Genomic DNA, 25954 nt, shown 5'->3' on the forward strand with positions numbered 1-25954 from the left:
GTTTATTTGTTACTATTGAGGTGTACTATTTTTACCCGAGTAGCCAACTTCTGCCGTAAGGTGCTGAACCGGGAAACCGTGGTGGCGGCACCAGAGGATAGACGCCCTTTGACGATTATCCCGCGCGACCAGCACACCATCTCCCGTAAAGAGATCAGTGAAAATGCACTGAAAGTGCTTTACCGCTTGAATAAAGCGGGATACGAGGCCTATCTGGTCGGCGGCGGCGTGCGCGACCTGCTGTTGGGTAGAAAACCCAAGGATTTTGACATCACCACCGATGCCACTCCCGAGCAGATGCGCAAGTTATTTCGCAACTGCCGTCTCGTTGGCCGGCGTTTTCGCCTGGCCCATGTGATGTTCGGGCCGGAAATCATCGAAGTGGCGACCTTTCGCGGCCATCACCTGACCCACGTGCCCGACGAGACCGATGCCGGCACGGCGGTGCAGGCCCCGGCCGCCGCGCTGCAGGGGCAAAACGGCATGCTGCTGCGCGATAATATCTTCGGGTCCATCGAGGAAGACGCCCAGCGCCGCGATTTTACCATCAACAGCCTCTATTACAGCGTGGCCGACTTTACCCTTCGCGACTATACCGGCGGCCTGCGCGACTTGCAGCAAGGCGTGGTGCGCCTGATTGGCGACCCGGAAACCCGCTACCGCGAGGATCCGGTGCGCATGCTGCGGGCGGTGCGTTTTGCCGCCAAGCTGAACATGCAGGTCGAGGCGGCCACAGCCGAACCCATACCGCGCCTGGCGTCGCTGCTGCGCGATATTCCCGCCGCCCGGCTGTTCGAGGAATCGCTTAAACTGCTACAGGCCGGCTACGGCGAACCGACCTACCGCCTGCTGTGTGAATACCAGCTGTTCCAGCCGATGTTTCCGCTCATCAGCCGCAACTTTACCGAGCAGGGCGACAGTTTTATGGAAAAGATGGTCACCCAGGTGCTGAAAAACACCGACCATCGCATCCAGAACGACATGCGCGTGAACCCGGCGTTTCTGTTCTCCGCCATGCTGTGGTATCCCATGCTTGAACACGCGCAGAAGCTGACGCAGGAAGGCGGCCTGGCCTATTTTGACGCGTTTTCGCTGGCCCTGAACGATATCCTTGACGAACAGTGCCGGTCGCTGGCTATTCCCAAGCGCCTGACCACGCTGATGCGCGATATCTGGCAATTGCAGCTGCGGCTGTCGCGCCGCCAGGGCAAACGCGCCTTCAAGCTGATGGAGCATCCAAAATTCCGCGCGGCCTTCGATCTGCTGGCGCTGCGCGCCGAGGTCGAGAACAGCGCCGAACTGCAGCGCCTGACCCAATGGTGGCGTGAATTCCAGGAAGCCGCGCCGCCGCGGCAGAAATCCCTGCTGACCACCCTTGACGACGACGCCACCGCTCGTCCGCGTCCGCGCCGCCCGCGCCGTCGCGCGCCGCATCGCGATCCGGCGTAACCATGGCACGCGCGGCGCCGCCCTCCGGCGTGACGATGATGCGCGTCTGGCTGGCTATCGGCAGCAACCTGGCGGACCCGCTCGACCAGGTTAACGCCGCGCTGGAAGCCCTTGCCCAACTGCCGCGGACCCGCTTGACCGCCTGCTCCTCATTTTATCGCAGCCGGCCGCTGGGGCCCCAGGACCAGCCTGATTATCTCAACGCCGTCGCCGCGATTGACACGTCGCTCGCCCCGGAACGCCTGCTCGACCATACCCAACACATCGAACGCCAACAGGGACGGGTGCGCAAAGCCGACCGCTGGGGACCGCGCACGCTCGATCTGGATATCCTGCTGTTCGGCGAGCTGCGGCTTCACACCGATCGGCTGACGGTGCCGCATTATGATATGCATCGCCGCGAATTTGTACTCTATCCCCTGGCGGAGCTGGCGCCCGACCTGATATTGCCCGACGGCGGAGCGCTGGCGGATTTGCTGGCCGGGGTCGCGCGCAACGGCCTGGATTATTGGGACGACGGGCACCGGGCTCAACGCTGGTAAATCCGCGGCCTCACCGCGTTTAACCTCCCCGTGCCGCACGTTTTGCGCACACAACGCTATCTCCCGTCAACGCCTTCCATTAGAATAACGCGCCATTCCTTTTCAATTATGCGTTACCGGCCTGACCGAGGTTATGATGAAACCGACCACCATTTCGCAACTGCGCGCCTGGAAGCAACAGCAACGCAAGTTCGCCACCCTGACCGCCTATGACGCCAGTTTTGCCCGCCTGTTTGAACAAGAAGGCATCCAGGCCATGCTGGTGGGGGACTCGCTGGGCATGACCATGCAGGGCCATGTCTCGACCCTGCCGGTGACGGTGGAAGAGATTGCCTACCATACCCGGTGCGTGCGCCGTGGCGCGCCGCTGTGCCTGCTGCTGGCGGATCTGCCGTTCATGTCCTATGCCACCGCGGCGCAGGCTTTCGACAGCGCCGCGGCGCTGATGCGCGCCGGCGCCAATATGGTTAAACTCGAAGGCGGCAGCTGGCTGGCCGACACCGTGCGCGGCTTGACCGAACGCGCGGTGCCGGTGTGCGGGCATCTGGGGCTGACGCCGCAATCGGTGAATATCTTCGGCGGTTATAAAGTGCAGGGCCGCGACGGCGATAGCGCCGAGCGGTTATTACAGGACGCGCTGGCGCTCGAGCGGGCCGGCGCCCAGCTGCTGGTACTGGAGTGCGTGCCGGTGGCGCTGGCGCGGCGGGTGACCGAGGCGCTGGCCATACCGGTTATCGGTATCGGCGCGGGCAACGTCACCGACGGACAAATTTTGGTGATGCAGGACGCACTGGGCATAACCGGACAGGGCACGCCGAAATTCGTTAAAAATTTCCTGGCCCAGGCGGGGGATATCCGTCCGGCCGTGCGTTTATATATCGAAGAAGTCGAGCAGGGAATATTCCCCGGTCCGGAACACAGTTTTCAATAATGACAGGAGATAGACGTGTTGATTATCGAAACCCCGCCGAAATTGCGTCAGGCCGTAAAGCAATGGCGGCAGGAAGGTAAGCGTATTGCGTTGGTGCCGACCATGGGGAACCTGCACGACGGGCATCTCACCCTGGTGGATGAAGCCCGCGCCCGCGCCGACATTGTTATCGTCAGTATTTTCGTCAATCCGATGCAATTCGATCGCCCCGAGGATTTAACCGCATACCCGCGCACGCTACAGGAAGACTGCGAAAAACTGACCCGGCGCGGCGTGGATACGGTGTTTGCGCCGGCGGCGGCGGTGATTTATCCTGACGGACTGGCGAGCCAGACCTTTGTCGATGTGCCGCGTTTTTCCGCTATCCTGGAAGGCGCCGTCCGGCCGGGCCATTTCCGCGGCGTGGCCACCATCGTCAGCAAGCTGTTTAACCTGGTGCAGCCGGATATCGCCTGTTTCGGCCAGAAGGATTATCAGCAACTGGCGCTGATTCGCCAGATGGTGAGGGATATGGGTTATGACATCGACATTGTCGGGGTGCCCACGGTACGCGCCGCCGACGGCCTGGCGCTAAGCTCGCGCAACGGTTATCTTACCGTCGGGGAGCGCCAGATAGCGCCTCAGCTGCATAAGGTGCTGGAACAGCTTATCGGGCAAATGATAAGCGGCGAACGCCAGACCGATACCCTGCTGCAACAGGCGGCGGAACGGCTGCGCCAGGCCGGCCTGCAGCCCGATGCCCTGGATATCCGCGATGCCGATACCCTGCAACCGCTTACCGTGGACAGCGCGCGCGCGGTGGTGCTGTTTTCCGCCTGGCTGGGCAAGGCGCGTTTGATTGATAATGCGCAGGTGGATTTAACCCTGTAACGACAGCGTCAAGGACTGTGGACAGCCAAGGGGCGGTAGTCAATACTGACGTCGGTGGTCCACAGGATATTTTGCGTTTTAACTCCCCCCGGGGGAAGCACAAAGGTTTAACGTTATGCAACGCACCATGCTAAGAGGTAAGCTGCACCGGGTCCATGTAACCCAGGCGGATTTGCATTATGAAGGCTCCTGCGCCATCGATCAGGACTTTCTCGAGGCGGCGGGGATCCTGGAATATGAGGCTATCGATATCTATAACGTCGACAACGGCCAGCGTTTTTCCACCTATGCCATCGCCGCCGAGCGCGGTTCGCGCATCATTTCCGTCAACGGCGCGGCCGCACGGTGCGCCTGCGTCGGCGATTTGCTGATCATCTGCGCCTACGTGCAGATGCCGGACGAAGAGGCGCGCAGCCATCGGCCGCTGGTGGCCTATTTCGACGACCAGAACCAATTGAAACGCACCGCCAGGGCGGTACCGGTTCAGGTGGCCTGAGGCCGCCCGGCGGCGCATCCCCACGCCTGGATGCGCCGCCGGCCCTCGCCTAGGTCCGCAACCCGCTGCCGCGCTCGATCAAATACCAGCACCAGCCATAAAACACCAGTATAAACACCACCAGCACCGACAGCGTAAACACCAGCGGTACATCGCTAATGCCCAGAAAGCCGAAACGAAAGCCGCTTATCATGTACACGACGGGGTTGAGCTTGGAAATTGCCTGCCATATGGGCGGCAGCAGCGTCAGGGAATAAAACACCCCGCCCAGATAGGTCAGCGGCGTCAGGACAAAGGTCGGGATCAGGCTGATGTCGTCGAAACTCTTGGCGAACACCGCGTTCAGCAGGCCGGCCAGGGAAAACAGCACCGCCGTTAATACCAGCGTTACCGCCACCACCCACCACGAATGCACATGGAAGGGCACGAAAAACAGCGATATGGCGGTAACCAGGATGCCGACGCAAATGCCGCGCGCCACGCCGCCGCCGACGTACCCGGCGATAATGATATGCGTGGGCACCGGCGCCACCAGCAGTTCCTCGATATTGCGCTGGAACTTGGCGCTGAAGAACGAGGAGGCGACATTGGTATAGGCATTGGTAATCACCGCCATCATAATCAGGCCCGGCACGATAAACTGCATATATGAAAAGCCGTGCATTTCGCCGATGCGCGATCCGATGAGATTGCCGAAGATAATAAAATACAGCGCCATGGTGATGACCGGCGGCACCAGCGTCTGGATCCAGATACGTCCGAAACGGTTTATTTCTTTACGCCAGATACTCTTTAAGGCTATCCAATAAAGATGCATCATCATTTGGCCCTCCTGCTGGCCCGGTCGTCTTTTACCAGCGTGACAAACAGCTCTTCCAGCCGGTTGGCCTTATTTCGCATGCTCAATACCTGCACGCCCTGTGTGCTGAGCTGGCCGAACAAACTGTTCAGCCCTTGTTCGCGCATCACTTCCACTTCCAGGGTGCTGGTATCCAGCAGCTGATGGCGATAGCCCTGTAACTGGGGCAGCGGGCTTTTGGCCGCCAGATCGAGAATAAAGGTTTCCGATTTAAGCTTGGACAGCAGCAGCCGCATCGAGGTATTTTCCACCAGTTCGCCGCTCTGGATAATGCCGATATTGCGGCACAGCATTTCCGCCTCTTCCAGATAATGCGTGGTCAGGATGATGGTGGTCCCGCTGCTGTTCAAATCGCGCAGGAAACCCCACATCGAACGCCTGAGTTCGATATCCACGCCGGCGGTGGGTTCATCGAGGATCAAAAGCTTGGGCTCATGCATCAGGGCGCGGGCGATCATCAGGCGGCGTTTCATCCCGCCGGATAGCATACGCGCGCGCTCATCGCGCTTGGTCCATAAATCCAGCTGGTTGAGGTATTGTTCGGCGCGCCGTTCCGCCACTTTGCGTTCCACGCCGTAATAACCGGCCTGGTGCACCACAATCTGCCAAACGGTTTCAAACGGATTGAAATTGAACTCCTGCGGCACCAGGCCCAGCTGGCGTTTGGCGTTAACGATATCTTTATCAATGTCGTAGCCGAATACGCGCGCCTTGCCGGAGGTTTTATTGACCAGCGCGCTGATGATGCCGATGGTGGTGGATTTTCCCGCGCCATTGGGACCGAGCAACGCATAAAAGTCCCCCGCTTCCACATTAAGGTCAATCCCTTTTAGCGCCTGTACGCCTCCTGCGTAGGTCTTGGTCAACTTCTCCAACTCCAATGCATATGTCATAGATAACGACTTACCTTATTCTCAATGGATGTGACGAACTGATTTAAAAAAAAGCCAGGTTGACCTATATTAACCCATCGCATTACGTCGTTACGGGCTAAAAACCACAATGAAGGACATTACGGACCTCATCAGCAACAACCAAACCTGGTCTAAGCATCTTAAGGAAGAAGATCCGGGTTTCTTTGAACATCTGGCGCTGGCGCAAAAGCCGCGCTTCCTGTGGATAGGCTGTTCCGACAGCCGGGTGCCGGCCGAAAAGCTGACCGGGCTGGAGGCGGGCGAGCTGTTTGTGCACCGCAATGTGGCCAACCTGGTTATCCATACCGACCTCAACTGCCTGTCGGTGGTGCAGTACGCCGTGGACGTCCTGGAAGTCGAGCATATTATCATCTGCGGCCATTACGGCTGCGGCGGCGTCCAAGCCGCCATCGACAATCCGGAGCTGGGCCTGATCGACAACTGGCTGCTGCACATCCGCGATTTGTGGTACAAGCATAGCTCACTGCTCGGGGAGCTTCATCCCGAGGAGCGCCTTAACACCTTATGTGAAATCAACGTCATCGAGCAGGTCTACAACCTGGGCCATTCCACCATCATGCGCTCGGCCTGGAAACGCGGCCAGAAGGTCCAGCTGCACGGCTGGGTATACAGCATCCATGACGGCCTGCTGCGCAACCTGGATGTCTCCGCCACCAGCCGGGAGACGCTGGAACAGCGCTACCGCCAGGGCATCGCCACTTTGCTGCAACAGCACGATAAATAGACGGGTAGCCAGGCATCAATCCAGCGGGCAGTCAATCCTGCCGCACCACCTTACCGACAAAAGGCAGGTGGCGATAACGCTGCGCATAATCGATGCCGTATCCCACCACGAATTCGTCGGCAATGGCGAAACCCACCCACTCCACCGGCACCGGCACCTCGCGGCGATCCGGCTTATCGAGCAGGGTGCAGATCGCCAGGGATTTCGGCTGACGCAGCTGCAGGATCTCCCGCACCTTACTCAGCGTGTTACCGGAATCGATAATATCCTCGACGATCAGCACATCCTTGCCGCGAATATCCTCATCAAGATCCTTTAAAATTTTCACGTCGCGCGTGCTGCTCATGCCGCTGCCATAGCTGGAGGCGGTCATGAAATCCACCTCATGCGGCACCGTCACGGCGCGGCAAAGATCGGCCATAAACATAAAAGACCCGCGCAACAGGCCCACCAGGACCATTTCACTGCCGCTGTCGCGGTAATGCAGGCTGATATCATGCCCAAGCTGCGCGACCCGGATAGCGATTTCCTCGGCGGAAATCATGACGTCCACAGTATGTTTCATAACGAGATCACATTACAGAAAGGAGAAAAGAGGCGAATTTTAGCATAACCATTACGCGCATGCGATGCGCCGGCATAGGGTTGTCCCTCGCCGCGTCACGCGTTATTTTTCAGGCGCGCCGCCAAAAATGCGGCGCAAGAATAAAACTTAGGGCTAAAATCATTAAATATGATAACTTCAACCTATAACGATTGATTCAGGTTTTCATATGAAACACACCCTATTGGTGACGCTATTGCTCGGGCTGCTGGGTTTTTCAACCGCGTCGCAAGCCTTATCCGAACCCGAAGCCGAAGATATGGCTGATTTAACCGCCGTGTTTGTTTATCTGAAAAACAACTGCGGCTACACCGACATGCCCAATGAACAAATCCGGCGCGCCATCCTGATTTTTGCCCAGCAAAACCGTTGGGACCTCAGCAACTATGCCAGTTACGACATGCGCGCCCTGGGAGAGGACAGCTATCGCGATCTGAGCGGCATCGCCATCCCCACCCCGAAGAAATGCGAAAGCCTGGCGACAAATTCCCTGAGTTTGCTCGCCTACGCAAAATAATAAGTACAAAATCCTGTTTGTGTGAAAATCATCCGTGCATGCCGGGGCGGAGTTAGCTATTATGTTGCGCCGTTTTCTCATGGCGGTTTACGCCGAGGGCTAGCCCAACATGTCATATCCCAACATGCCGCAACACGACATCTGGTATGAAACGCTGCATGATAATTTCGGCCAGTATTTTCACGTGGACCGGGTTCTGTATCGGGAAAAAACCGCGCATCAGGACTTGGTGATTTTTGAAAACGCCGCATTCGGCCGCGTTATGGCGCTGGACGGCGTGGTGCAAACCACGGAACGTGATGAATTCATCTATCATGAAATGATGGCCCACGTGCCGATTATCGCTCACGGGCAGGCCCGCAAGGTGCTGATTATCGGCGGCGGCGACGGCGGCATGCTGCGCGAAGTCAGCCGGCATCGCGATATAGAAAGCATTACCATGGTGGAAATCGACGCCGGGGTCATTACCTTCTGCCGGCAATATCTGCCGGGGCACAGCGCCGGTTCGTTCGACGATCCGCGTTTTCATCTGATTATCGACGACGGCGTCAATTTTGTCGGCGCCACCAACGATACCTTTGATGTCATCATATCCGATTGCACCGATCCCATCGGCCCGGGCTCGAGCCTGTTCACATCTGATTTTTACCAGGGCTGCGCGCGTTGTCTGACTCCAGGCGGCATTTTTGTCGCCCAAAACGGCGTATGTTTTTTACAGCAGGACGAGGCGGTACACAGCCATCGCAAACTCAGCCATTACTTTAGCGATGTCGGCTTCTACCAGGCGGCGATACCGACCTACTACGGCGGCCTGATGACCTTCGCCTGGGCCAGCCAGGACCCGTCGCTGCGCCAGCTCGACCCCGCCACGCTGCGGGCGCGCTTCAGGGCTGCGCAATTGGAATGTCGCTACTATAATTCAGCTATTCATACCGGCAGTTTTGCCCTGCCGCAGTATTTACTGAATGCCCTGTCAGCACCACGTTAAGACGACATCCATAAGGGGGTGAACTCAATTGCAGAAGTTAAAACTACACGGCTTCAATAATTTGACCAAGAGTCTGGGTTTTTGTATTTACGATATTTGCTATGCCAAAACGGCGGACGACCGTGATGGCTATATCGCTTACATCGACGAACAGTATAATGCCAATCGCCTGACTGAGATCCTGAGCGATACCTGTGCGATGATCGGCGCCAATATCCTGCACATAGCCCGGCAGGATTACGAACCCCAGGGCGCAAGCGTAACCATCCTGGTCAGCGAAGACCCCATCGATCCCCTCAGCATCGATAAATCGGAGCATCCCGGGCCATTGCCGGAATCCGTGGTCGCGCACCTGGACAAGAGCCATATCTGCGTGCATACCTATCCGGAAAGCCATCCGGAAGGCGGCCTTTGTACCTTCCGCGCCGATATTGAAGTCTCCACCTGCGGGGTGATTTCGCCGCTGAAAGCGCTGAACTATCTGATTCACCAGTTGGAGTCGGATATCGTCACCATGGACTATCGGGTCAGGGGCTTTACCCGCGACATCAACGGCATCAAACACTATATTGATCATGAAATCAATTCAATACAGAACTTTTTATCGAAAGATATGAAGGCGCAGTATCACATGATGGACGTCAATATTTATCAGGAAAATATTTTTCATACCAAGATGATGCTAAAGGATTTTGACCTGAAACATTATCTGTTCAACGCCCGGCCGGAAGATCTAAGCCCCCGTGAGCACAAGGAGATCACCGACCTGCTGTATAAAGAAATGCGGGAAATCTATTACGGACGCAACCTGCCGGTACTATAACGCCTTTAGCCGTAGCTGTTCCGCAAGTATATCTATAGCCTCCCGGTGATTGTACCTTCTGGCCAAATCCAGGGCGGTCTGGCCTTTTCCATCGGCCCTGGTGATATCGGCGCCGTGCTTGATCAGCAAGCGGACGTTAGCGCCACCTCCCTTCATGGACGCTATCATCAACGCCGTCAAACCATCGCAGTTGGCGACATTGACGCCAACATGACGCGCCAGCAATAACCTGACAATGTCACTGTCGCAAAAAAGCGCCGCATACATCAGGCTGGTCTGCCCGAAGTGATCCTTAAGCAAAGGATTGGCCCGGTGGTTCAATAGCATTTGGATGATTTGGGAATCGCCGCGCAACAATACGAACATGAGCGCCGTGCCGCCATAGATGTCGGCGGCATTGACATCACAAGGCCGGCTCAACAAAATGCTGAATGTTCGGACGCCGCCAAGATAGGAAGCATACATCAGCGCCGTACGGTTTAAACAATCCTTACAGGTGACGTCGGCCTGATAATCCACCAGCATCTGGATAATCGTCTCACGGGGCGGGTTAACGGCCACCATCAAAGGCGTGATGCCGAAATTATCTTTGGCATTGACATCGGCACCCTTGCCAAGCAATATTTTCACCATTATTTCATCGCCATTTCTTACCGCATACATAAGCGGCGTCAACCCGTTGCCGTCAGCGCAGTCGGCAGAGATATTCCTTTCAAGCATATGCATAACCATATTCTGCCTGCCGTAAATGGTTCCATATATCATGGCATTGCGGCCCAGAGTATCTCTTTGCGCTGGATCGGCGCCCCGCTCCAGTAGTATATAAAACAGAGGCTCGGCATTATATTGGATAGCCATCATCAACGCGGTAAGATGCATGAAATTAACGGCATGGATATCGGCATTGAATTCCAGCAGCTTACACAGCATCTTTTTATTTTTCGCCATGACGGCGAACATGATGGCCGTATTATTGTTTTGGGTGCTGGCGTTTACATCGGCCCCCCGGACCAGCAGCAGGGCGGTCGCCTGATATCGCTGATGATAAACGGCGTGCATAAGCGGCGTAATTCCATCGCTGTCCGGTGCGTCAATATCCACACCGGGATTATCAAGAAACAACTTTATCATGACATCGTCGCCGCGCTGGCAGGCATACCTTAGCCCCCGTTTTATCAGATCGCGCCAAATCGAGGCGTTGGGGCTGTTATTGTCCATGGATGCGATAATATCCGCTCGTCCCAGATAGGCCGCCGCGACCACAATGTCCGCCCATATGTTCCCAATCGGCGGATGGATGATTTCAGGGGTCAATATTGCCGGGGGAGGCGCCTGCGTCACCGGGGATCGCCGCGGCGACAAGACGTCAGGCGGCGGCCTATTTCCGGCGCCGGCCTGTTGACCGTCAAAGGATTCTGAGGGTTGACGGATAGCGCAGGCCGGTGCCGGCGGCGGGATAATCTCGATTGTTTTTGCCGGCGGACAGGTCGCCGCTCCCCTGCTTTGCTTGATAACAGACCCTCGTCTTACGCCTTCCAGCAACATCGTGGCGGAACGTTTTCTGCCTATTGGGACAATTGGGCTGACATTTCCCAGGCCATCATTATCGGAGAAGTTATCTCTTGATGGCCGCATGCGGAATTCAAGATTATTTCGGTTGGCAAGATTGTTTAATTGACGCAAATATGGCTTATTATTGCCGTTGAGGGGATCATCAGCGGCGTTAGCGTTTAGAGTGGGATTGACATTGACCCCCGCAATTTTAGTTAGAGACGAGTTCATATAAGCACCTGAAATATAATTTAGCGCAGCTATACTGACATAATAATGTTATGTTTTAAATTTTATAACATTTTGCCGTGACTAATAATCAAGACAGAACTTATTATTGAACGCTTGCCTAACTATAATTGTTAATTCAGCATTAACGCCATAGTGGAAGGACATGTTGCCTAAAACCATCATGTCTGGCGAGACAGGGAAAACTCACGGTATTGTTGCAAAACGCGTAAAAAATCATCGGTACCGCACAATGACAAACTCTCTTCGTCATAATAATTCATCCCTTCCTCAAGCTCATCATTGACAAACAAAAGGTCATTGGCGCGGATGATCACTTCGTCGCCATCGGTCCAGAAGGTGTACTCATGCCCGATGCGTTGCCAGCTATCCTGACCGCCGGCCAGGCGGTGAATGTGGGCTGCCACCTCGTCCACCAGGGCGAGATCGCCTTTGACCTCTTCGTTTAACCAATGTCCTATGGCTTCATGCCCCATGGAAAAGGTCACTCTCACCTGACCGGTGATATCGCGTAAAAACTCGTAATCCATAGCCATCCGCCCCTGCTTAACCCTATTACGGTGCGCTGCCGGCGAGTCGCCGGCGCAGGCTCCGCCCAATACCGGCTATTTTACCCGTTTGCCGGCGCAAGATCGTTAGCTATGTTGAGTTTTGTCCGTCAGGGCGGATATTATGGTAAAAAATCGACCGGTTATTTCCGTATAGGGTAGATTTGCTGTTTTAATAGTGCTTGATAACAGCGCCAAAAAACTTCAAAAAGTCATCGCCCAGCTGAAGAGTCCGATCATACAGGTCTTTAATCCACCTGCCGGAATAATTCACTCGCCCCGCCGCGCCCGATGTGACGCCCGAAGGCTGGCGTAATAGCTCGACCACCGGCTTATGGCCGCGCCGCGCCGATGGCGTCTTATCTTCGGCAACGCTGTAGGTGGCCTTCGGCGGCGCGCCGGTGGTGTGTCCAACGCCGTCCAGCGACCGGGTGGCGGCACGGCGGTTAATCTTCAGCAACACGTCGCGCGTTGCCCCATAGGCATAGTCCATGGCGGTCCATCCGCGGTTGTTGGTTTCATGGATATCCGCCCCCCTGGCAAGCAAAAAAGAGACGAGCGCCGTATTGCCGGCGCGAACGGCCACCAGGAATACCGTCTGGCCCAGATTGTTAACCCGCCAAAGATCGGCCCCGTGGTTGGATATCAGGTCGAAATGGTCGGGCAGGATTAATCTGGCCGCATACATCAAGGCGGTATTGCCGTCAAAATCGCTGGCGTCGACGTCAATGCCTTTTTCCAACAACAGCCGGGTGATGGCAATGTCGCTTGATTCAAAGTCTTGGGAAATCATCAAAGCCGTCAGTCCATTCCAGCGGGCATTGATATCCGCGCCGTGCTTCAGGATACATTCGATAGCTTCGCTCTGATTGAAAACCGTCGCGGTGTGCAGCGGCGTCATGCCTTTATAAAGTGGAAATCTGGCGGGTGACTCCACGTTCGCGCCCTGCGCCAACAGCAGATCCATAACGTTCACCAAGCCCTCTCCCGCCGCGAAATTCAAAGCAGCCTCGCCCCATGGATTGTCATTGCATAACGCCAGTGCCGCCGCTGTTTCGGTGTCATGTTCAGCGGGCATTTCGGCATAATGCCCGCTATAGACCAGTTCATCGTTATAACCCAGTGAAGATTCCGCCATATCCGTATTTGACGCATAAACGTTATTTTCGGTGGTAAACAGCATGGGCTCCGGCGAAAAAGCGGTAACGGTGGTCGCCAGGCCGGGAGTGGCCGACGCTTGATTGGAAACATGGCGTAAAACGGCCCGAATCGCGGGGAAAAAGGGGTAAGGTGAAGTTAACGTGGCCGCCGGTGGACAGGCTACGCTGCCGGATGATACGCAAAGATTAATATTTTTAATCATTTATAAACCTCCCCTATTTACCGATATCTGTACTGATAAAAAGTTAAGGTGAAATATAATCTTTATGCGCTAAAATTAAAATCTCCGCGGACACAGGCAATAGCTCAGGTTGACTATTTAAACTCAGTTATAAAAAGAGAGTTTGTAAGATTAGGCATTTATTATCTGCAGATTATTTTTTTGTTTAGTATTTATAATAAAATAAAATTGATACAGATTAGCCAATATTATTAACCGGTCGTATTCCCCGGCGGCAAACGTCATTAATATAAAAACGGCCAGCCGCGATGGCTGGCCGAGGTAGCGCATTGCCCGTGACGACGCTTGCCCGGGCGTACTATGACTATACCGCCGTCTGGAAAATCACCTCATCGGCTTTGTCGGTATATTCCGCCAGCCGATCGAAGTTCAGGTAGCGGTAGGTATCGACGGCGGTTTTATCCACCAGCGCGATGGCCTGCAGATATTCCTCAACCGTCGGCAGGCGGCCCAGCAGCGCGGTTACCGCCGCCAGCTCCGCCGAAGCCAGGTAGACATCCGCGCCGTTGCCCAATCGGTTGGGGAAGTTGCGGGTGGAGGTGGAAACCACCGTCGCGCCCTCCGCTACCCGCGCCTGGTTACCCATGCACAACGAGCAGCCGGGGATCTCGACGCGCGCCCCGCTTTTACCGAAGATACTGTAATACCCTTCCTCGGTAAGCTGGGCGGCATCCATTTTGGTCGGCGGCGCCACCCACAAACGGGTCGGCAGCTGGCCCTGGTGCTGGTCGAGCAGTTTGCCCGCCGCGCGGAAGTGGCCGATATTGGTCATGCAGGAGCCGATGAACACTTCGTCGATTTTATTGCCGGCCACCTCGGAAAGCAGGCGGGCATCGTCCGGATCGTTCGGCGCGCACAGGATCGGCTGGTTGATGGCCGCCAGATCAATGTCAATCACGGCGGCATATTCCGCGTCGGCATCCGCCACCAGCAGATGAGGATCGGCCAGCCAGCTTTCCATGCCCTTGATGCGGCGCTCCAAGGTGCGGCGATCGCCGTAGCCTTCGGTTATCATCCACTTCAGCAGCACAATATTGGAACTGAGGTATTCGACGATCGGCGCCTGATCCAGTTTAATGGTACATCCCGCCGCCGAACGTTCCGCCGAGGCGTCCGCCAGTTCAAACGCCTGTTCCACCTTCAGTTCCGGCAAGCCCTCGATTTCCAGGATGCGGCCGGAGAAGATGTTTTTCTTGCCCTTCTTCTCAACCGTCAACAGTCCCTGCTTGATGGCATAATACGGGATGGCGTGCACCAGATCGCGCAGCGTGATGCCGGGCTGCATTTTACCCTTGAAACGCACCAATACCGATTCCGGCATATCCAGCGGCATGACGCCGGTGGCGGCGGCAAACGCCACCAGCCCGGAACCGGCCGGAAACGAAATGCCGATGGGGAAGCGGGTATGGGAATCGCCGCCGGTGCCGACGGTATCCGGCAATAGCATGCGGTTCAGCCAGGAGTGGATAATACCGTCGCCGGGGCGCAGCGAAACGCCGCCGCGGTTCATGATAAAGTCCGGCAGGGTGTGGTGAGTCTGCACATCCACCGGTTTCGGATAGGCGGCGGTATGGCAAAACGACTGCATAACCAGATCGGCGGAGAAACCCAGGCAGGCCAGATCCTTCAGCTCGTCGCGGGTCATCGGGCCGGTGGTATCCTGCGAGCCGACGGAGGTCATTTTAGGCTCGCAGTACTGGCCGGGGCGGATGCCCTGCACGCCGCAGGCGCGGCCGACCATTTTCTGCGCCAGGGTAAATCCTTTGTCGCTGGCGACCACGGCCCGGGCGTGGCGGAAAATTTCGCTGGGCGGCAGGCCGAGGGATTCGCGCGCGCGCGAGGTCAATCCGCGCCCGATGATAAGCGGAATGCGGCCGCCGGCGCGCACTTCGTCCACCAGCACCTCGGTATTGAGCGCGAAGGTGGTCAGCAGCCGGTCGGTGTCATGGACGCGAATTTCACCCTTGAACGGATAGATATCAATCACATCGCCCATGTTCAGCTCGGAGACGTCAACCTCGATGGGCAGCGCGCCCGAGTCTTCCATGGTATTAAAGAAAATCGGCGCAATCTTGCTGCCCAGCACCACGCCGCCGCCCCGCTTGTTCGGCACGTAAGGCAAATCGTCGCCCATATACCACAGCACCGAGTTGGTGGCGGATTTGCGCGAGGAGCCGGTACCGACCACATCACCCACGTAGGCCAGCGGAAAGCCTTTCTGGTTCAGCCGTTCAATTTGTTTGACCGGCCCGACGCTGCCGGGCTGGTCAGGATCGATACCATCGCGGGCATTTTTCAGCATCGCCAGGGCATGCAGCGGAATATCCGGACGGGACCAGGCATCGGGCGCCGGGGAAAGATCGTCGGTATTGGTTTCGCCGGTGACTTTAAATACCGTCACGGTGATCTTTTCAGCCAGGGGCGGTCGCGACTGGAACCATTCTGCATCGGCCCAGGCGCGCATGACCCGCTGCGCATGCGCATTGCCGGCCCTGGCCTTGGCTTCCACATCAAAGAAGCTGTCAAACATCAGCAGCATGTTTTTCAACGCATCGGCGGCTATGGGCGCCAGGGTCTCGCTATCAAGCGCATCAACCAGCGGCTGGATATTATAGCCGCCCTGCATGGTGCCGAGCAGCTCAACCGCCCGTTCGGGCGTAAGCAGCGGGGAGTGCGCGTCGCCCTTGGCGACGGCGGCCAGAAAACCGGCCTTGACATAAGCCGCTTCGTCTACGCCTGGGGGAACACGGTTAGTTAACAGATCCAGCAAAAAATTTTCTTCGCCGACGGGCGGATTTTTCAGCAGTGTCACCAGCGCCGCCATTTGCGCTGCATCAAGAGGTTTTGGCACAATCCCCTGGGCAGCACGCTCGGCCACGTGCTTACGGTAGTCTTCTAGCACGACGATCTCCTCGCTTTAATAAGTCATTGCTCACTTTTTTTGCTCTCGGCAGTTTATCAGAATTTAACCGCCCTGTTAATTTGTTTACATCTAAGCAACATAATTTTTAGCTGAAACGTTAAGGCGCGAGCGCGGAAACGTCTGATTTAAACTAACACTGTTTCACCGCCGTCAGCCAGCGTTGACGCTATAAAAAAGCGGCCCTGGCCATAGGGTAAGCCTGTCGAAACTGACTGTTTTTTTTGCGACCTGACCTGTCTTTTAAGGGCAACGCTGACTACCGAGCAGGTTTTTTGATAATGATTAAAGCGTGAATCCCAGCATAGATAGAGAGCTAACTAAAAAGCTGTAAATCATGTAATGAATGCATAAAAAAAGCCGGTCAGTATCTACTGACCGGCTTTACTCACCGATGAGCCGTTTGCCAAACTCAATCAGCCTGGATTATTTCTTTTTCTTGGCCTTGGCGTTCGGCAGGTCGGTAATGCTGCCTTCGTAAACTTCCGCCGCCAGGCCGACCGACTCGTGCAGCGTCGGGTGGGCATGGATGGTCAGCGCGATATCCTCGGCGTCGCAGCCCATTTCGATGGCCAGGCCGATTTCGCCCAGCAGCTCGCCGCCGTTAACGCCGACCACCGCGCCGCCGATCACCCGATGGCTTTCCTTATCGAATATCAGCTTGGTCAAGCCGTCCTGGCAGTCGGAGGCGATGGCGCGGCCGGAGGCTGCCCAGGGGAACGTCGCTACTTCATAGCTGATGCCCTTCTCCTTCGCTTCCTTCTCGGTCACGCCGACCCAGGCCACTTCCGGCTCGGTATAGGCAATCGAGGGAATAACCTTGGGATCGAAATAATGTTTCTTGCCGGCGATGACTTCCGCCGCCACGTGGCCCTCATGGGTGCCTTTATGCGCCAGCATCGGCTGGCCTACGATATCGCCGATGGCATAGATATGCGGCACATTGGTGCGCAGCTGCTTATCGACGCGGATGAAACCGCGATCGTCCACTTCCACCCCGGCCTTGCCGGCGTCAAGCAGCTTGCCGTTCGGCACGCGACCGATGGCCACCAGCACCGCGTCGTAACGCTGCGGCTCGGCGGGCGCCTTCTTGCCTTCCATGGTGACGTAAATGCCGTCTTCCTTGGCTTCCACCGTGGTCACCTTGGTTTCCAGCATCAGGTTGAACTGCTTGCTGATGCGTTTGGTGTAGACCTTGACGATATCCTTATCCGCCACCGGGATCACCTGATCGAACATTTCAACCACGTCGATCTTGGAGCCGAGCGCATAATATACGGTGGCCATTTCCAGGCCGATAATGCCGCCGCCCATGACCAGCAGCTTTTCCGGCACGGTGCGCAACGCCAGGGCGTCGGTGGAGTCCCATACGCGCGGGTCGTCATGGGGAATAAACGGCAGGGTGATCGGCCGCGAGCCCGCGGCGATGATCGCGTTATCGAAATTGATGGTGGTGGAGCCTTTTTCGCCTTCCACCACCAGGGTGTTGGCGCCGGTGAATTTACCCACGCCGTGCACGACATTCACCTTACGGGCTTTTGCCATGCCGGTCAGTCCGCCGGTCAACTGGTTGACCACCCGTTCTTTCCAGGTACGCACCTTATCGATATCGGTCTTCGGTTCACCGAAAGTGATGCCGTTTTCACTTAACGCTTTTGCTTCTTCAATCACCTTGGCGACATGCAGCAGCGCCTTGGAAGGAATACAGCCCACGTTCAGGCAAACACCGCCCAGCGTCGCGTAACGTTCGACCAGCACGGTCTCCAGACCTAAATCGGCGCAACGGAAGGCGGCGGAATATCCCCCCGGGCCCGCCCCAAGTACCACGACCTGGGTTTTGATTTCAGTACTCATCATGACCTCTTAGTTGTTTGACCGGCGGTAAGGCGTTAATTTTATGACGAATTAATGGCATAACGCGCCGACACCACCGGGACGCCTCCATCCAAACCAGTTTACAGAAATGTTAATTATCTGCAAAGCGCGTTCGTACGGCGCGTAACCTGTTTACCCTGCCGGAGGAAAAGGCTTCCTGCGGCAGCGTCACATTAAACAAGCAGGCCGGCCCTGGGGGCCGGCCACGGGCTTACATTACCAGACGGCGTATATCGGACATTACGTTGTTGATGAAACTGATAAACCTGGCGCCCGCCGCACCGTCGATAACACGATGGTCATAGGACAGGGACAGCGGCAGCATCAGGCGCGGCGTAAATTCCTTACCGTTCCAGACCGGTTTCATCGCCGACTTGGACACGCCGAGAATGGCCACTTCCGGTGCGTTGACGATAGGCGTAAACGAGGTGCCGCCGATGCCGCCAAGGCTCGAGATGGTGAAACAGCCGCCCTGCATATCGGATGATGTCAGTTTACCGTCACGGGCCTTTTTGGATATTTCGGCCAGTTCGCGCGACAGTTCAACGATGCCTTTCTTATTCACGTCGCGGAATACCGGCACCACCAAGCCATTGGGGGTATCCACCGCCACGCCGATATTGATGTATTTCTTCAGCGTCAGCTTCTGGGCATCCTCGGACAGCGAGCTGTTAAACCGCGGCAGCTCCTCCAACGCCTTGGCCACCGCTTTCATGATAAACACCAGCGGGGTGATCTTCACATCCAGCTTTTTCTTTTCCGCTTCGGCGTTCTGCTGTTTACGGAAGTTTTCAACCTCGGTGATATCAGCTTCGTCGAATTGGGTAACGTGCGGGATCATAACCCAGTTGCGGTGAAGATTGGCGCCGGAAATCTTCTGGATACGTCCCAGTTCGACTTCTTCCGTATCGCCGAACTTGCTGAAGTCCACCTTCGGCCAGGGCAGCAGGCCCGGCAGCGAACCGCCGGTGGCGCCGGCGGCAGGCGCGGTCTCGGCGCGTTTTACCGCGTCCTTGACATAGGCCTGGATATCTTCGCGCAGGATACGGCCCTTACGGCCGGTCCCTTTCACCTTGCCGAGGTTAACGCCGAATTCACGCGCCAGGCGGCGAATAACCGGCGTGGCGTGCACATAGGCGTCGTTTTCGGCAAACTCGCTCTTGCCGTCGGTTTTAGGCGCAGCCTGGGCGGCGGCGTTTTTATTGGCCTGCGATGCCGGGGCCGGGGACGCCGCGGCGGCGGTTTCGATCTTCTCGCCGGCGGCCGGCGCAGCGCCTTCCACCTCGAACACCATGATCAGGGTACCGGTGCTGACCTTGTCGCCGGTGCCGATCTTGATCTCTTTAACGGTACCCGCGAACGGCGCCGGGACTTCCATCGAGGCTTTGTCGCCCTCAACGGTAATCAGCGACTGTTCGGCGCTAACCTTATCGCCGACCTTGACCATGACTTCGGTGACTTCCACTTCGTCGCCGCCGATATCCGGTACATTAACGTCTTTCACCCCGCCGGCCTGGGCCGGCGCGGCGGCGGCGGGCGTGCCGTCCTGGGCCGGCGCGGCGGATTCACCGCCCGCGCCCGCCACTTCAAACACCATGATTAACGACCCGGTGCTGACCTTGTCGCCGGTGTTGACCTTGATCTCGGTGACTTTGCCGGCAAACGGCGCCGGGACTTCCATCGAGGCCTTGTCGCCTTCGACGGTAATCAGCGACTGTTCGGCCGCCACGGTATCGCCGACCTTGACCAGCACTTCGGTCACTTCCACTTCATCGCCGCCGATATCCGGCACCTCGACATTTTTACTTTCCGCCGCGCCGCCCGACTGCGGTTTCGCCTCGGCGGGCTTGGCGTCGCTTGGCGCGCTTTCCCGGGCCGGCGCTTTTTCCGCCGCGGCGCCCTGGTCTTCAAACACCATGATAAGCTTGCCGGTGGTCACTTTATCGCCCACCGCCACCTTCAGTTCCTTGACGACACCCGCCTGCGGCGAGGGTACTTCCATGGAGGCCTTGTCGCCTTCGACGGTGATAAGCGATTGTTCGGCGTCAACCTTGTCGCCCACGCTGACCAGCACTTCGGTGACTTCAACTTCATCGGTACCGATATCCGGTACGTTAATTTCAATAGCCATTGATTTCTCTACCTCTTATGCCAAACGCGGGTTAACTTTGTCCGCGTCGATGCCGAACTTGGCGATCGCCTTGGCGACCACGTCGGCGTCGATTTCGCCACGCTTGGCCAGTTCGCCCAGCGCCGCCACGACCACGTAAGACGCATCCACTTCAAAATGATGACGCAGGTTTTCGCGGCTGTCGGAACGACCGAAGCCATCCGTGCCCAATACCCGGAATTCGCTGGCCGGGATAAAGTTGCGGATCTGTTCGGCAAACAGTTTCATATAGTCGGTGGAGGCCACCGCCGGCGCATCGCTCATGATCTGGGCGACGTAAGGCACACGCGGTTTTTCAGCCGGGTGCAGCATATTCCAGCGCTCGCAATCCTGTCCGTCGCGCGCCAGTTCGGTAAAGGAGGTCACGCTATAGACATCGGAACCGACGCCGTAATCCCGGGACAGGATGCCGGCGGCTTCGCGCACGTGGCGCAGGATGGCGCCGGAGCCCATCAGCTGTACCTTGCCTTTGCCGCCTTCCAGGGTTTCCAGCTTATAGATACCCTTGCGAATACCCTCTTCCGCGCCTTCAGGCATGGCCGGCATATGGTAGTTTTCGTTCAGCGTGGTCAGGTAGTAATAGACGTTTTCCTGCGTCTCGCCGTACATACGGGTCAGACCGTCATGCATGATGACCGCCACTTCGTAGGCGTACGCCGGATCGTAGGAAATACAGTTCGGGATGGTCAGCGACTGGATATGACTGTGGCCGTCCTCATGCTGCAAACCTTCGCCGTTCAGGGTGGTGCGCCCGGAGGTGCCGCCGATCAGGAAACCCCGCGCCTGTTGGTCGCCCGCCGCCCAGCACAGATCGCCGATACGCTGGAAACCGAACATGGAGTAATAGATATAGAACGGGATCATCGGCAGATCGTTGGTGCTGTAGGACGTTGCCGCCGCCAGCCAGGACGACGCCGCGCCCAGTTCATTAATCCCTTCCTGCAGGATCTGGCCTTTCTCGTCTTCACGATAATAGGCGACCTGCTCACGGTCCTGCGGGGTGTACTGCTGGCCGTTGGGGCTGTAGATGCCAATCTGGCGGAACAACCCTTCCATCCCGAAGGTGCGCGCTTCGTCGGCGATGATCGGCACCAGGCGATCTTTGATCGACGGGTTCTTCAGCATCACGTTCAAGACGCGGACAAAGGCGATGGTGGTGGAGATTTCTTTTTTCTGTTCTTCGAGCAGCGCGCCGAAGTCCGCCAGGGTCGGCAGTTCCAGCGGTTTGGTGAAGTTCTTCAGCCGGGTGGGCAGGTAGCCGTGCAGCGCCTTGCGGCGGGCATGCAGGTATTCGTACTCTTCCGACCCCTCCTTGAAGGTGATGTACGGCAGCTGTTCGATAGTCTCGTCGGACACCACCGGCGACAGGTTGAAACGATCGCGGAAGTAGCGCACGCCGTCAATGTTCATCTTCTTGACCTGGTGGGCGATATTCATGCCTTCCGCGGTCTCGCCCATGCCGTAGCCTTTAATGGTGTGGGCCAGGATGACGATCGGCTTGCCGGTGGTTTTCTGCGCTTTTTGCAGCGCGGCGAAAACTTTCTTCGGATCGTGGCCGCCGCGGTTTAACGCCCAGACTTCGTCGTCGCTCATATCCTTGACCAGCGCGGCGGTTTCCGGATATTTACCGAAGAAATGCTCGCGTACATAGGCGCCGTTCTTGGATTTGAACGTCTGGTAATCGCCGTCGACGGTTTCGTTCATCAGCTGGATCAGCTTGCCGCTGGTATCCTTGCGCAGCAGCTCATCCCAACGGCTGCCCCAGATAACCTTGATCACTTCCCAGCCGGCGCCGCCAAAGATGCCTTCCAGCTCGTTGATGATCTTGCCGTTGCCGGTAACCGGGCCATCCAGGCGCTGCAGGTTACAGTTGATGATAAAGACCAGGTTGTCCAGTTTTTCGCGGGTGGCGATGGTTATCGCGCCTTTGGATTCCGGCTCGTCCATTTCACCGTCGCCGAGGAAAGCGTATACCGTCTGCGCGGTGGTGTTTTTCAGGCCGCGGTGGTTAAGGTATTTGAGGAACTTTGCCTGGTAGATGGCGCTTATCGGCCCCAGCCCCATGGAAACGGTGGGGAACTGCCAGAATTCCGGCAATAGTTTGGGATGCGGATAAGAAGGCAGACCTTTGCCGTGAACTTCCTGACGGAAATTGTTCATCTGGTCTTCGGTCAGGCGACCTTCCATAAAGGCGCGGGCGTAGATCCCCGGCGAAATATGCCCCTGGAAATAAACCAGATCGCCGCCGTCCTGATCGTTGCGCGCGCGGAAGAAATGGTTGAAGCAGACTTCATAGATGGTGGCGGACGACTGGAAGGACGCCATATGGCCGCCCAGATCCAAATCCTTTTTCGATGCATGCAGCACCGCCATCACGGCGTTCCAGCGGATAGCGGAGCGAATGCGGCGCTCCAATTCCAAATTACCGGGGTACTCGGGTTCGTCTTCAACCGGAATGCTGTTGATGTAGTTACGGCCCGAGGCACCGGCAGCGATGCTGACGCCACCTTTACGCGCGCCGTCCAGTACCTGATCAATCAGGAACTGTGCGCGTTCAATACCCTCTTCACGGATAACCGATTCGATCGCCTGTAGCCAGTCGCGTGTTTCGATCGGATCCACGTCATTGTATAAACGTTCTGACATGGTGGTGTTCCTTATCTATCGCTATTAAATTGGTTTAGTTGGAGCCTGTCTTCCTGTGCTCGTTTTAGCTTGCGCGTGTGAACACACGAAGACAGGCTCATTATTTCGTTGCCGTTCTTCAGCTCCCGTTGCCGGGGGCTTAGTCCTTGCGTTGCTGGAGCCGACGCAGCGATCGTTCGCGCCTGCTGTGTTCCCGACTGAGGTCCAGCAAAATTTCCTCGATAAACGCCAGATGGCGGTGAGAAGCCTCGCGCGCTTTTTCCGGCTCGCGTGCCACTATCGCCGCGAAGATCCCGGCGCGGTGACTGCTCACCTGCGCCAACATTTCACGGCGCGAGTAGAGCAATTCAAAATTCTGACGTACGTTTTTTTCCAGCATCGGCCCCATGCAGCGTACCAAATGCAATAAAACCGCGTTATGAGCGGCTTCGGTTACGGCGATTTGATACTGCAGGACGGCATCGGCTTCGGCGTCGAGATCGCCGTTTTCCTGGGCCTGCTGAATAATCTGGTGACAATCGCGGATGCGGTCGAGGTCCTCTTCCGTACCGCGCAGCGCGGCGTAATACGCGGCGATCCCCTCAAGGGCATGGCGCGTTTCCAGCAGATCGTATTGTGATTCCGGGTGTTCGGCCAGCAATTCAGCCAGTGGATCGCTGAAGCTTTGCCAAAGATTGCTTTGCACGAAAGTTCCCCCACCCTGACGACGCAGAAGCAGCCCTTTGCCTTCGAGGCGCTGGATGGCTTCCCTCAGGGAGGGACGGGATACGTCGAACTGCTTGGCGAGTTCACGCTCCGGAGGCAACTTTTCACCGGGGCGCAGCGTCCCTTCCAGAATCAAATATTCCAGTTGCTGTTCGATGACATCCGAAAGTTTTGCCTGGCGGATTTTACTATAGGCCATTTATAATCATCTTTGCGAATTGCGCGGAGTCAATTGGTAATACCAATTTCATAAACGTGACGGTAAAGTAACAAAGTATTCACCTCCTGTCCATGACGGCTTTGACCTAAATCATTAAACACCGCACATTTAAACAAATGCACTAAGCTTGTGCTGCAATTTGATAACTATCCAGTGCCATCCACTGAAATTGGGAAATGACATTTTTAACTTTTATTTAACCAAAGATCGGCCAAGCTGAACCGTTTGAGCAAAGATTAAGGGTCAAAAATCAGCCGAAAAGTGCATACGCAAGCCTAAGGATAACAAGTTTGCTACATCATTTTTTACAACTAACGCTTATCCCCCTGCACGCTAAAAAATGCGTGAGATCATGCGGGTTTTGAATTTCCCGCGCCGGCCGGATAAATCAGGTGCAAACTTTTTTGCATACCACTATTCTTGTGCCAACGAAAGCCCGAGGCGCTAATTGCCGCAACGGCTGCGTAAAATATAACGTACAGAGAACGTAATGCTGGTAATACAGCGAGTAATTTACACTGGGATGGTCCGCCGACCGCTACAAAAGAGGATTTTCAATGGAAGGTAAACAGCGCGGAGAGACGCTGAAACGCGGGCTAAAAAACCGCCATATTCAGCTTATTGCCTTAGGTGGCGCGATTGGAACGGGTCTGTTCCTGGGGATTGCCCAAACGATTAAAATGGCCGGTCCGTCGGTGATCCTGGGCTACGCCATCGGCGGTTTTATCGCTTTCCTCATCATGCGCCAACTGGGGGAAATGGTGGTGGAGGAGCCGGTGGCCGGTTCATTCAGCCATTTTGCCTATAAATATTGGGGCAATTTCGCCGGTTTCGCTTCCGGCTGGAATTACTGGGTGCTGTACGTGCTGGTTGCGATGGCGGAACTGACCGCCGTGGGCATTTATATGCACTACTGGTGGCCCGACCTGCCGACCTGGATTTCAGCGGCGATCTTTTTCATCATCATTAACGTTATCAACCTGGCCAACGTCAAAGTGTACGGCGAGATGGAGTTTTGGTTTGCCATTATCAAAGTGGCGGCCATTATCGCGATGATTGTGTTTGGCGCCTGGTTATTGATTAGCGGCCACGGCGGTCCCGACGCCCACGTGAGCAACCTGTGGGCCCAGGGCGGATTTTTCCCCAACGGCGTTAACGGCCTGATTATGGCGATGGCGGTAATCATGTTCTCGTTCGGCGGCCTGGAACTGGTGGGCATTACCGCCGCCGAAGCCGATAATCCGCAGCAAAGCATCCCGAAAGCCACCAATCAGGTTATCTACCGCATCCTGCTGTTTTATATCGGCTCGCTGGCTATCCTGTTGTCCTTGTACCCGTGGGGCAAGGTGGTTGACGGCGGCAGTCCGTTTGTCCTGATATTCCACGCGCTGAACAGCGACTGGGTGGCGACCATCCTGAACCTGGTGGTGCTGACCGCGGCGCTGTCGGTCTACAATAGCTGTGTCTACAGCAACAGCCGTATGCTTTACGGCCTGGCGCGCCAGGGCAACGGCCCGAAAGCGCTGGCAAGCGTCGACAGGCGCGGCGTGCCGGTCATGGCCATCGGCGTATCGGCGCTGGCCACCGCCGTCTGCGTGCTGATCAACTATCTGATGCCCGGCAAAGCCTTCGGCCTGCTGATGTCGCTGGTGGTCTCCGCGCTGGTGATCAACTGGGGCATGATAAGCCTGGCGCACCTTAAATTTCGCCGCGCCATGGCAAGCCTGGGAACAGTGACGAAATTCCAGGCGCTGTGGTATCCGTTCGGCAACTATTTGTGCCTGCTGTTCATGGTCGCCATCCTGGTGGTCATGCTGATGACCCCCGGCATGGAAATCTCGGTCTACCTGATCCCGGTTTGGCTTTGCCTGCTCGGCATCGGATTTTACTTTAAACAGAAAAACCAGCGCGCGGCCGGCGAACTGAGCCG

General features: G+C 56.5%; 21 protein-coding genes. 10 read left to right on the plus strand and 11 right to left on the minus strand.

Annotation, left to right across the window (positions count from 1 at the left end; all coding sequences use genetic code 11):
* The first annotated feature begins 27 nt into the window (after positions 1–27).
* The 5 genes from pcnB to panD all read left to right on the plus strand — a co-directional run bounded on the left by pcnB (position 28) and on the right by panD (position 4288).
* Positions 28–1449: a polynucleotide adenylyltransferase PcnB gene (pcnB, locus tag VGC33_RS04735; protein WP_331119615.1), complete on the plus strand. Its 1422-nt coding sequence runs from the start codon at positions 28–30 to the stop codon at positions 1447–1449.
* A gap of 35 nt (positions 1450–1484) precedes the next feature.
* The gene (gene folK / locus VGC33_RS04740; protein WP_331119616.1) at positions 1485–1991 is read left to right on the plus strand and encodes a 2-amino-4-hydroxy-6-hydroxymethyldihydropteridine diphosphokinase; all 507 of its coding nucleotides are present in this window, start codon (positions 1485–1487) and stop codon (positions 1989–1991) included.
* A gap of 136 nt (positions 1992–2127) precedes the next feature.
* On the plus strand, positions 2128–2922 hold the full coding sequence (gene panB, locus VGC33_RS04745) for a 3-methyl-2-oxobutanoate hydroxymethyltransferase (RefSeq protein ID WP_331119617.1): 795 nt from the start codon (positions 2128–2130) through the stop codon (positions 2920–2922).
* Between the two features lie 15 nt (positions 2923–2937).
* Positions 2938–3792: a pantoate--beta-alanine ligase gene (panC, locus tag VGC33_RS04750; RefSeq protein WP_331119591.1), complete on the plus strand. Its 855-nt coding sequence runs from the start codon at positions 2938–2940 to the stop codon at positions 3790–3792.
* A 115-nt stretch (positions 3793–3907) separates the two neighbouring features.
* The gene (gene panD / locus VGC33_RS04755; protein ID WP_331119593.1) at positions 3908–4288 is read left to right on the plus strand and encodes an aspartate 1-decarboxylase; all 381 of its coding nucleotides are present in this window, start codon (positions 3908–3910) and stop codon (positions 4286–4288) included.
* Positions 4289–4337: 49 nt separating this feature from the next.
* Here panD and VGC33_RS04760 read toward each other — a convergent pair whose 3' ends face one another.
* Together VGC33_RS04760 and VGC33_RS04765 are read right to left on the minus strand one after the other, a co-directional pair.
* On the minus strand, positions 4338–5108 hold the full coding sequence (locus VGC33_RS04760; protein ID WP_331119618.1) for an ABC transporter permease: 771 nt from the start codon (positions 5106–5108) through the stop codon (positions 4338–4340).
* On the minus strand, positions 5108–6040 hold the full coding sequence (locus VGC33_RS04765) for an ABC transporter ATP-binding protein (RefSeq protein ID WP_331119595.1): 933 nt from the start codon (positions 6038–6040) through the stop codon (positions 5108–5110). The genes VGC33_RS04760 and VGC33_RS04765 overlap by 1 nt, the downstream gene beginning before the upstream one ends.
* A 109-nt stretch (positions 6041–6149) precedes the next feature.
* On the opposite strand from VGC33_RS04765, the gene can reads away from it, so the two are divergent.
* Entirely contained in the window at positions 6150–6806 is a 657-nt protein-coding gene (can, locus tag VGC33_RS04770) for a carbonate dehydratase (protein WP_331119597.1), read from the plus strand.
* A 31-nt stretch (positions 6807–6837) separates the two neighbouring features.
* On the opposite strand, the gene hpt is transcribed toward can, so the two are convergent.
* Positions 6838–7371: a hypoxanthine phosphoribosyltransferase gene (gene hpt, locus VGC33_RS04775; protein ID WP_331119599.1), complete on the minus strand. Its 534-nt coding sequence runs from the start codon at positions 7369–7371 to the stop codon at positions 6838–6840.
* A 208-nt stretch (positions 7372–7579) separates the two neighbouring features.
* On the opposite strand from hpt, the gene VGC33_RS04780 reads away from it, so the two are divergent.
* From VGC33_RS04780 to speD, 3 genes are all read left to right on the plus strand, one after another.
* Positions 7580–7927 (plus strand): YacC family pilotin-like protein, encoded by a 348-nt coding sequence (locus tag VGC33_RS04780; protein ID WP_331119601.1) that lies wholly within the window; start codon positions 7580–7582, stop codon positions 7925–7927.
* A gap of 124 nt (positions 7928–8051) precedes the next feature.
* Positions 8052–8915 carry a polyamine aminopropyltransferase gene (speE, locus tag VGC33_RS04785; RefSeq protein ID WP_331119619.1) on the plus strand — a complete coding sequence of 288 codons (864 nt, stop codon included), beginning with the start codon at positions 8052–8054 and terminating at the stop codon, positions 8913–8915.
* A gap of 28 nt (positions 8916–8943) precedes the next feature.
* On the plus strand, positions 8944–9738 hold the full coding sequence (gene speD / locus VGC33_RS04790; RefSeq protein ID WP_331119603.1) for an adenosylmethionine decarboxylase: 795 nt from the start codon (positions 8944–8946) through the stop codon (positions 9736–9738).
* Here the strand turns inward: speD and VGC33_RS04795 are convergent.
* From VGC33_RS04795 to pdhR, 8 genes are all read right to left on the minus strand, one after another.
* On the minus strand, positions 9733–11520 hold the full coding sequence (locus VGC33_RS04795; protein WP_331119605.1) for an ankyrin repeat domain-containing protein: 1788 nt from the start codon (positions 11518–11520) through the stop codon (positions 9733–9735). The two genes, speD and VGC33_RS04795, sit on opposite strands and share 6 nt — an antisense overlap.
* A 179-nt stretch (positions 11521–11699) precedes the next feature.
* On the minus strand, positions 11700–12068 hold the full coding sequence (locus tag VGC33_RS04800; protein WP_331119607.1) for a YacL family protein: 369 nt from the start codon (positions 12066–12068) through the stop codon (positions 11700–11702).
* A gap of 190 nt (positions 12069–12258) precedes the next feature.
* On the minus strand, positions 12259–13449 hold the full coding sequence (locus tag VGC33_RS04805; RefSeq protein WP_331119609.1) for an ankyrin repeat domain-containing protein: 1191 nt from the start codon (positions 13447–13449) through the stop codon (positions 12259–12261).
* A gap of 343 nt (positions 13450–13792) precedes the next feature.
* Complete coding sequence (gene acnB, locus VGC33_RS04810) at positions 13793–16390, minus strand: bifunctional aconitate hydratase 2/2-methylisocitrate dehydratase (protein ID WP_331119610.1); 2598 nt, start codon at positions 16388–16390, stop codon at positions 13793–13795.
* Between the two features lie 444 nt (positions 16391–16834).
* Complete coding sequence (gene lpdA / locus VGC33_RS04815) at positions 16835–18262, minus strand: dihydrolipoyl dehydrogenase (protein WP_331119611.1); 1428 nt, start codon at positions 18260–18262, stop codon at positions 16835–16837.
* Positions 18263–18494: 232 nt separating this feature from the next.
* Positions 18495–20414: a pyruvate dehydrogenase complex dihydrolipoyllysine-residue acetyltransferase gene (aceF, locus tag VGC33_RS04820; RefSeq protein WP_331119612.1), complete on the minus strand. Its 1920-nt coding sequence runs from the start codon at positions 20412–20414 to the stop codon at positions 18495–18497.
* Positions 20415–20429: 15 nt separating this feature from the next.
* Entirely contained in the window at positions 20430–23099 is a 2670-nt protein-coding gene (gene aceE, locus VGC33_RS04825; RefSeq protein WP_331119613.1) for a pyruvate dehydrogenase (acetyl-transferring), homodimeric type, read from the minus strand.
* A 139-nt stretch (positions 23100–23238) separates the two neighbouring features.
* The gene (pdhR, locus tag VGC33_RS04830; RefSeq protein ID WP_162363949.1) at positions 23239–24003 is read right to left on the minus strand and encodes a pyruvate dehydrogenase complex transcriptional repressor PdhR; all 765 of its coding nucleotides are present in this window, start codon (positions 24001–24003) and stop codon (positions 23239–23241) included.
* A gap of 578 nt (positions 24004–24581) precedes the next feature.
* Here pdhR and VGC33_RS04835 point away from each other — a divergent pair.
* Positions 24582–25954 (plus strand): amino acid permease (locus VGC33_RS04835; RefSeq protein ID WP_331119614.1); only part of this gene is annotated, 1373 nt, incomplete at its 3' end.

The organism is Acerihabitans sp. (assembly GCF_036398755.1).
Lineage (GTDB): Bacteria > Pseudomonadota > Gammaproteobacteria > Enterobacterales > Enterobacteriaceae > Acerihabitans.

Coding starts and splice junctions, on each gene's coding strand:
- folK (WP_331119616.1), top strand. CDS start 1,485: ATGATGCGCGTCTGGCTGGCTATCGGCAGCAACCTGGCGGACCCGCTC.
- panB (WP_331119617.1), top strand. CDS start 2,128: ATGAAACCGACCACCATTTCGCAACTGCGCGCCTGGAAGCAACAGCAA.
- panD (WP_331119593.1), top strand. CDS start 3,908: ATGCAACGCACCATGCTAAGAGGTAAGCTGCACCGGGTCCATGTAACC.
- VGC33_RS04760 (WP_331119618.1), bottom strand. CDS start 5,108: ATGATGCATCTTTATTGGATAGCCTTAAAGAGTATCTGGCGTAAAGAA.
- VGC33_RS04765 (WP_331119595.1), bottom strand. CDS start 6,040: ATGACATATGCATTGGAGTTGGAGAAGTTGACCAAGACCTACGCAGGA.
- can (WP_331119597.1), top strand. CDS start 6,150: ATGAAGGACATTACGGACCTCATCAGCAACAACCAAACCTGGTCTAAG.
- hpt (WP_331119599.1), bottom strand. CDS start 7,371: ATGAAACATACTGTGGACGTCATGATTTCCGCCGAGGAAATCGCTATC.
- VGC33_RS04780 (WP_331119601.1), top strand. CDS start 7,580: ATGAAACACACCCTATTGGTGACGCTATTGCTCGGGCTGCTGGGTTTT.
- speE (WP_331119619.1), top strand. CDS start 8,052: ATGCCGCAACACGACATCTGGTATGAAACGCTGCATGATAATTTCGGC.
- VGC33_RS04795 (WP_331119605.1), bottom strand. CDS start 11,520: ATGAACTCGTCTCTAACTAAAATTGCGGGGGTCAATGTCAATCCCACT.
- VGC33_RS04800 (WP_331119607.1), bottom strand. CDS start 12,068: ATGGATTACGAGTTTTTACGCGATATCACCGGTCAGGTGAGAGTGACC.
- VGC33_RS04805 (WP_331119609.1), bottom strand. CDS start 13,449: ATGATTAAAAATATTAATCTTTGCGTATCATCCGGCAGCGTAGCCTGT.
- lpdA (WP_331119611.1), bottom strand. CDS start 18,262: ATGAGTACTGAAATCAAAACCCAGGTCGTGGTACTTGGGGCGGGCCCG.
- aceF (WP_331119612.1), bottom strand. CDS start 20,414: ATGGCTATTGAAATTAACGTACCGGATATCGGTACCGATGAAGTTGAA.
- aceE (WP_331119613.1), bottom strand. CDS start 23,099: ATGTCAGAACGTTTATACAATGACGTGGATCCGATCGAAACACGCGAC.
- pdhR (WP_162363949.1), bottom strand. CDS start 24,003: ATGGCCTATAGTAAAATCCGCCAGGCAAAACTTTCGGATGTCATCGAA.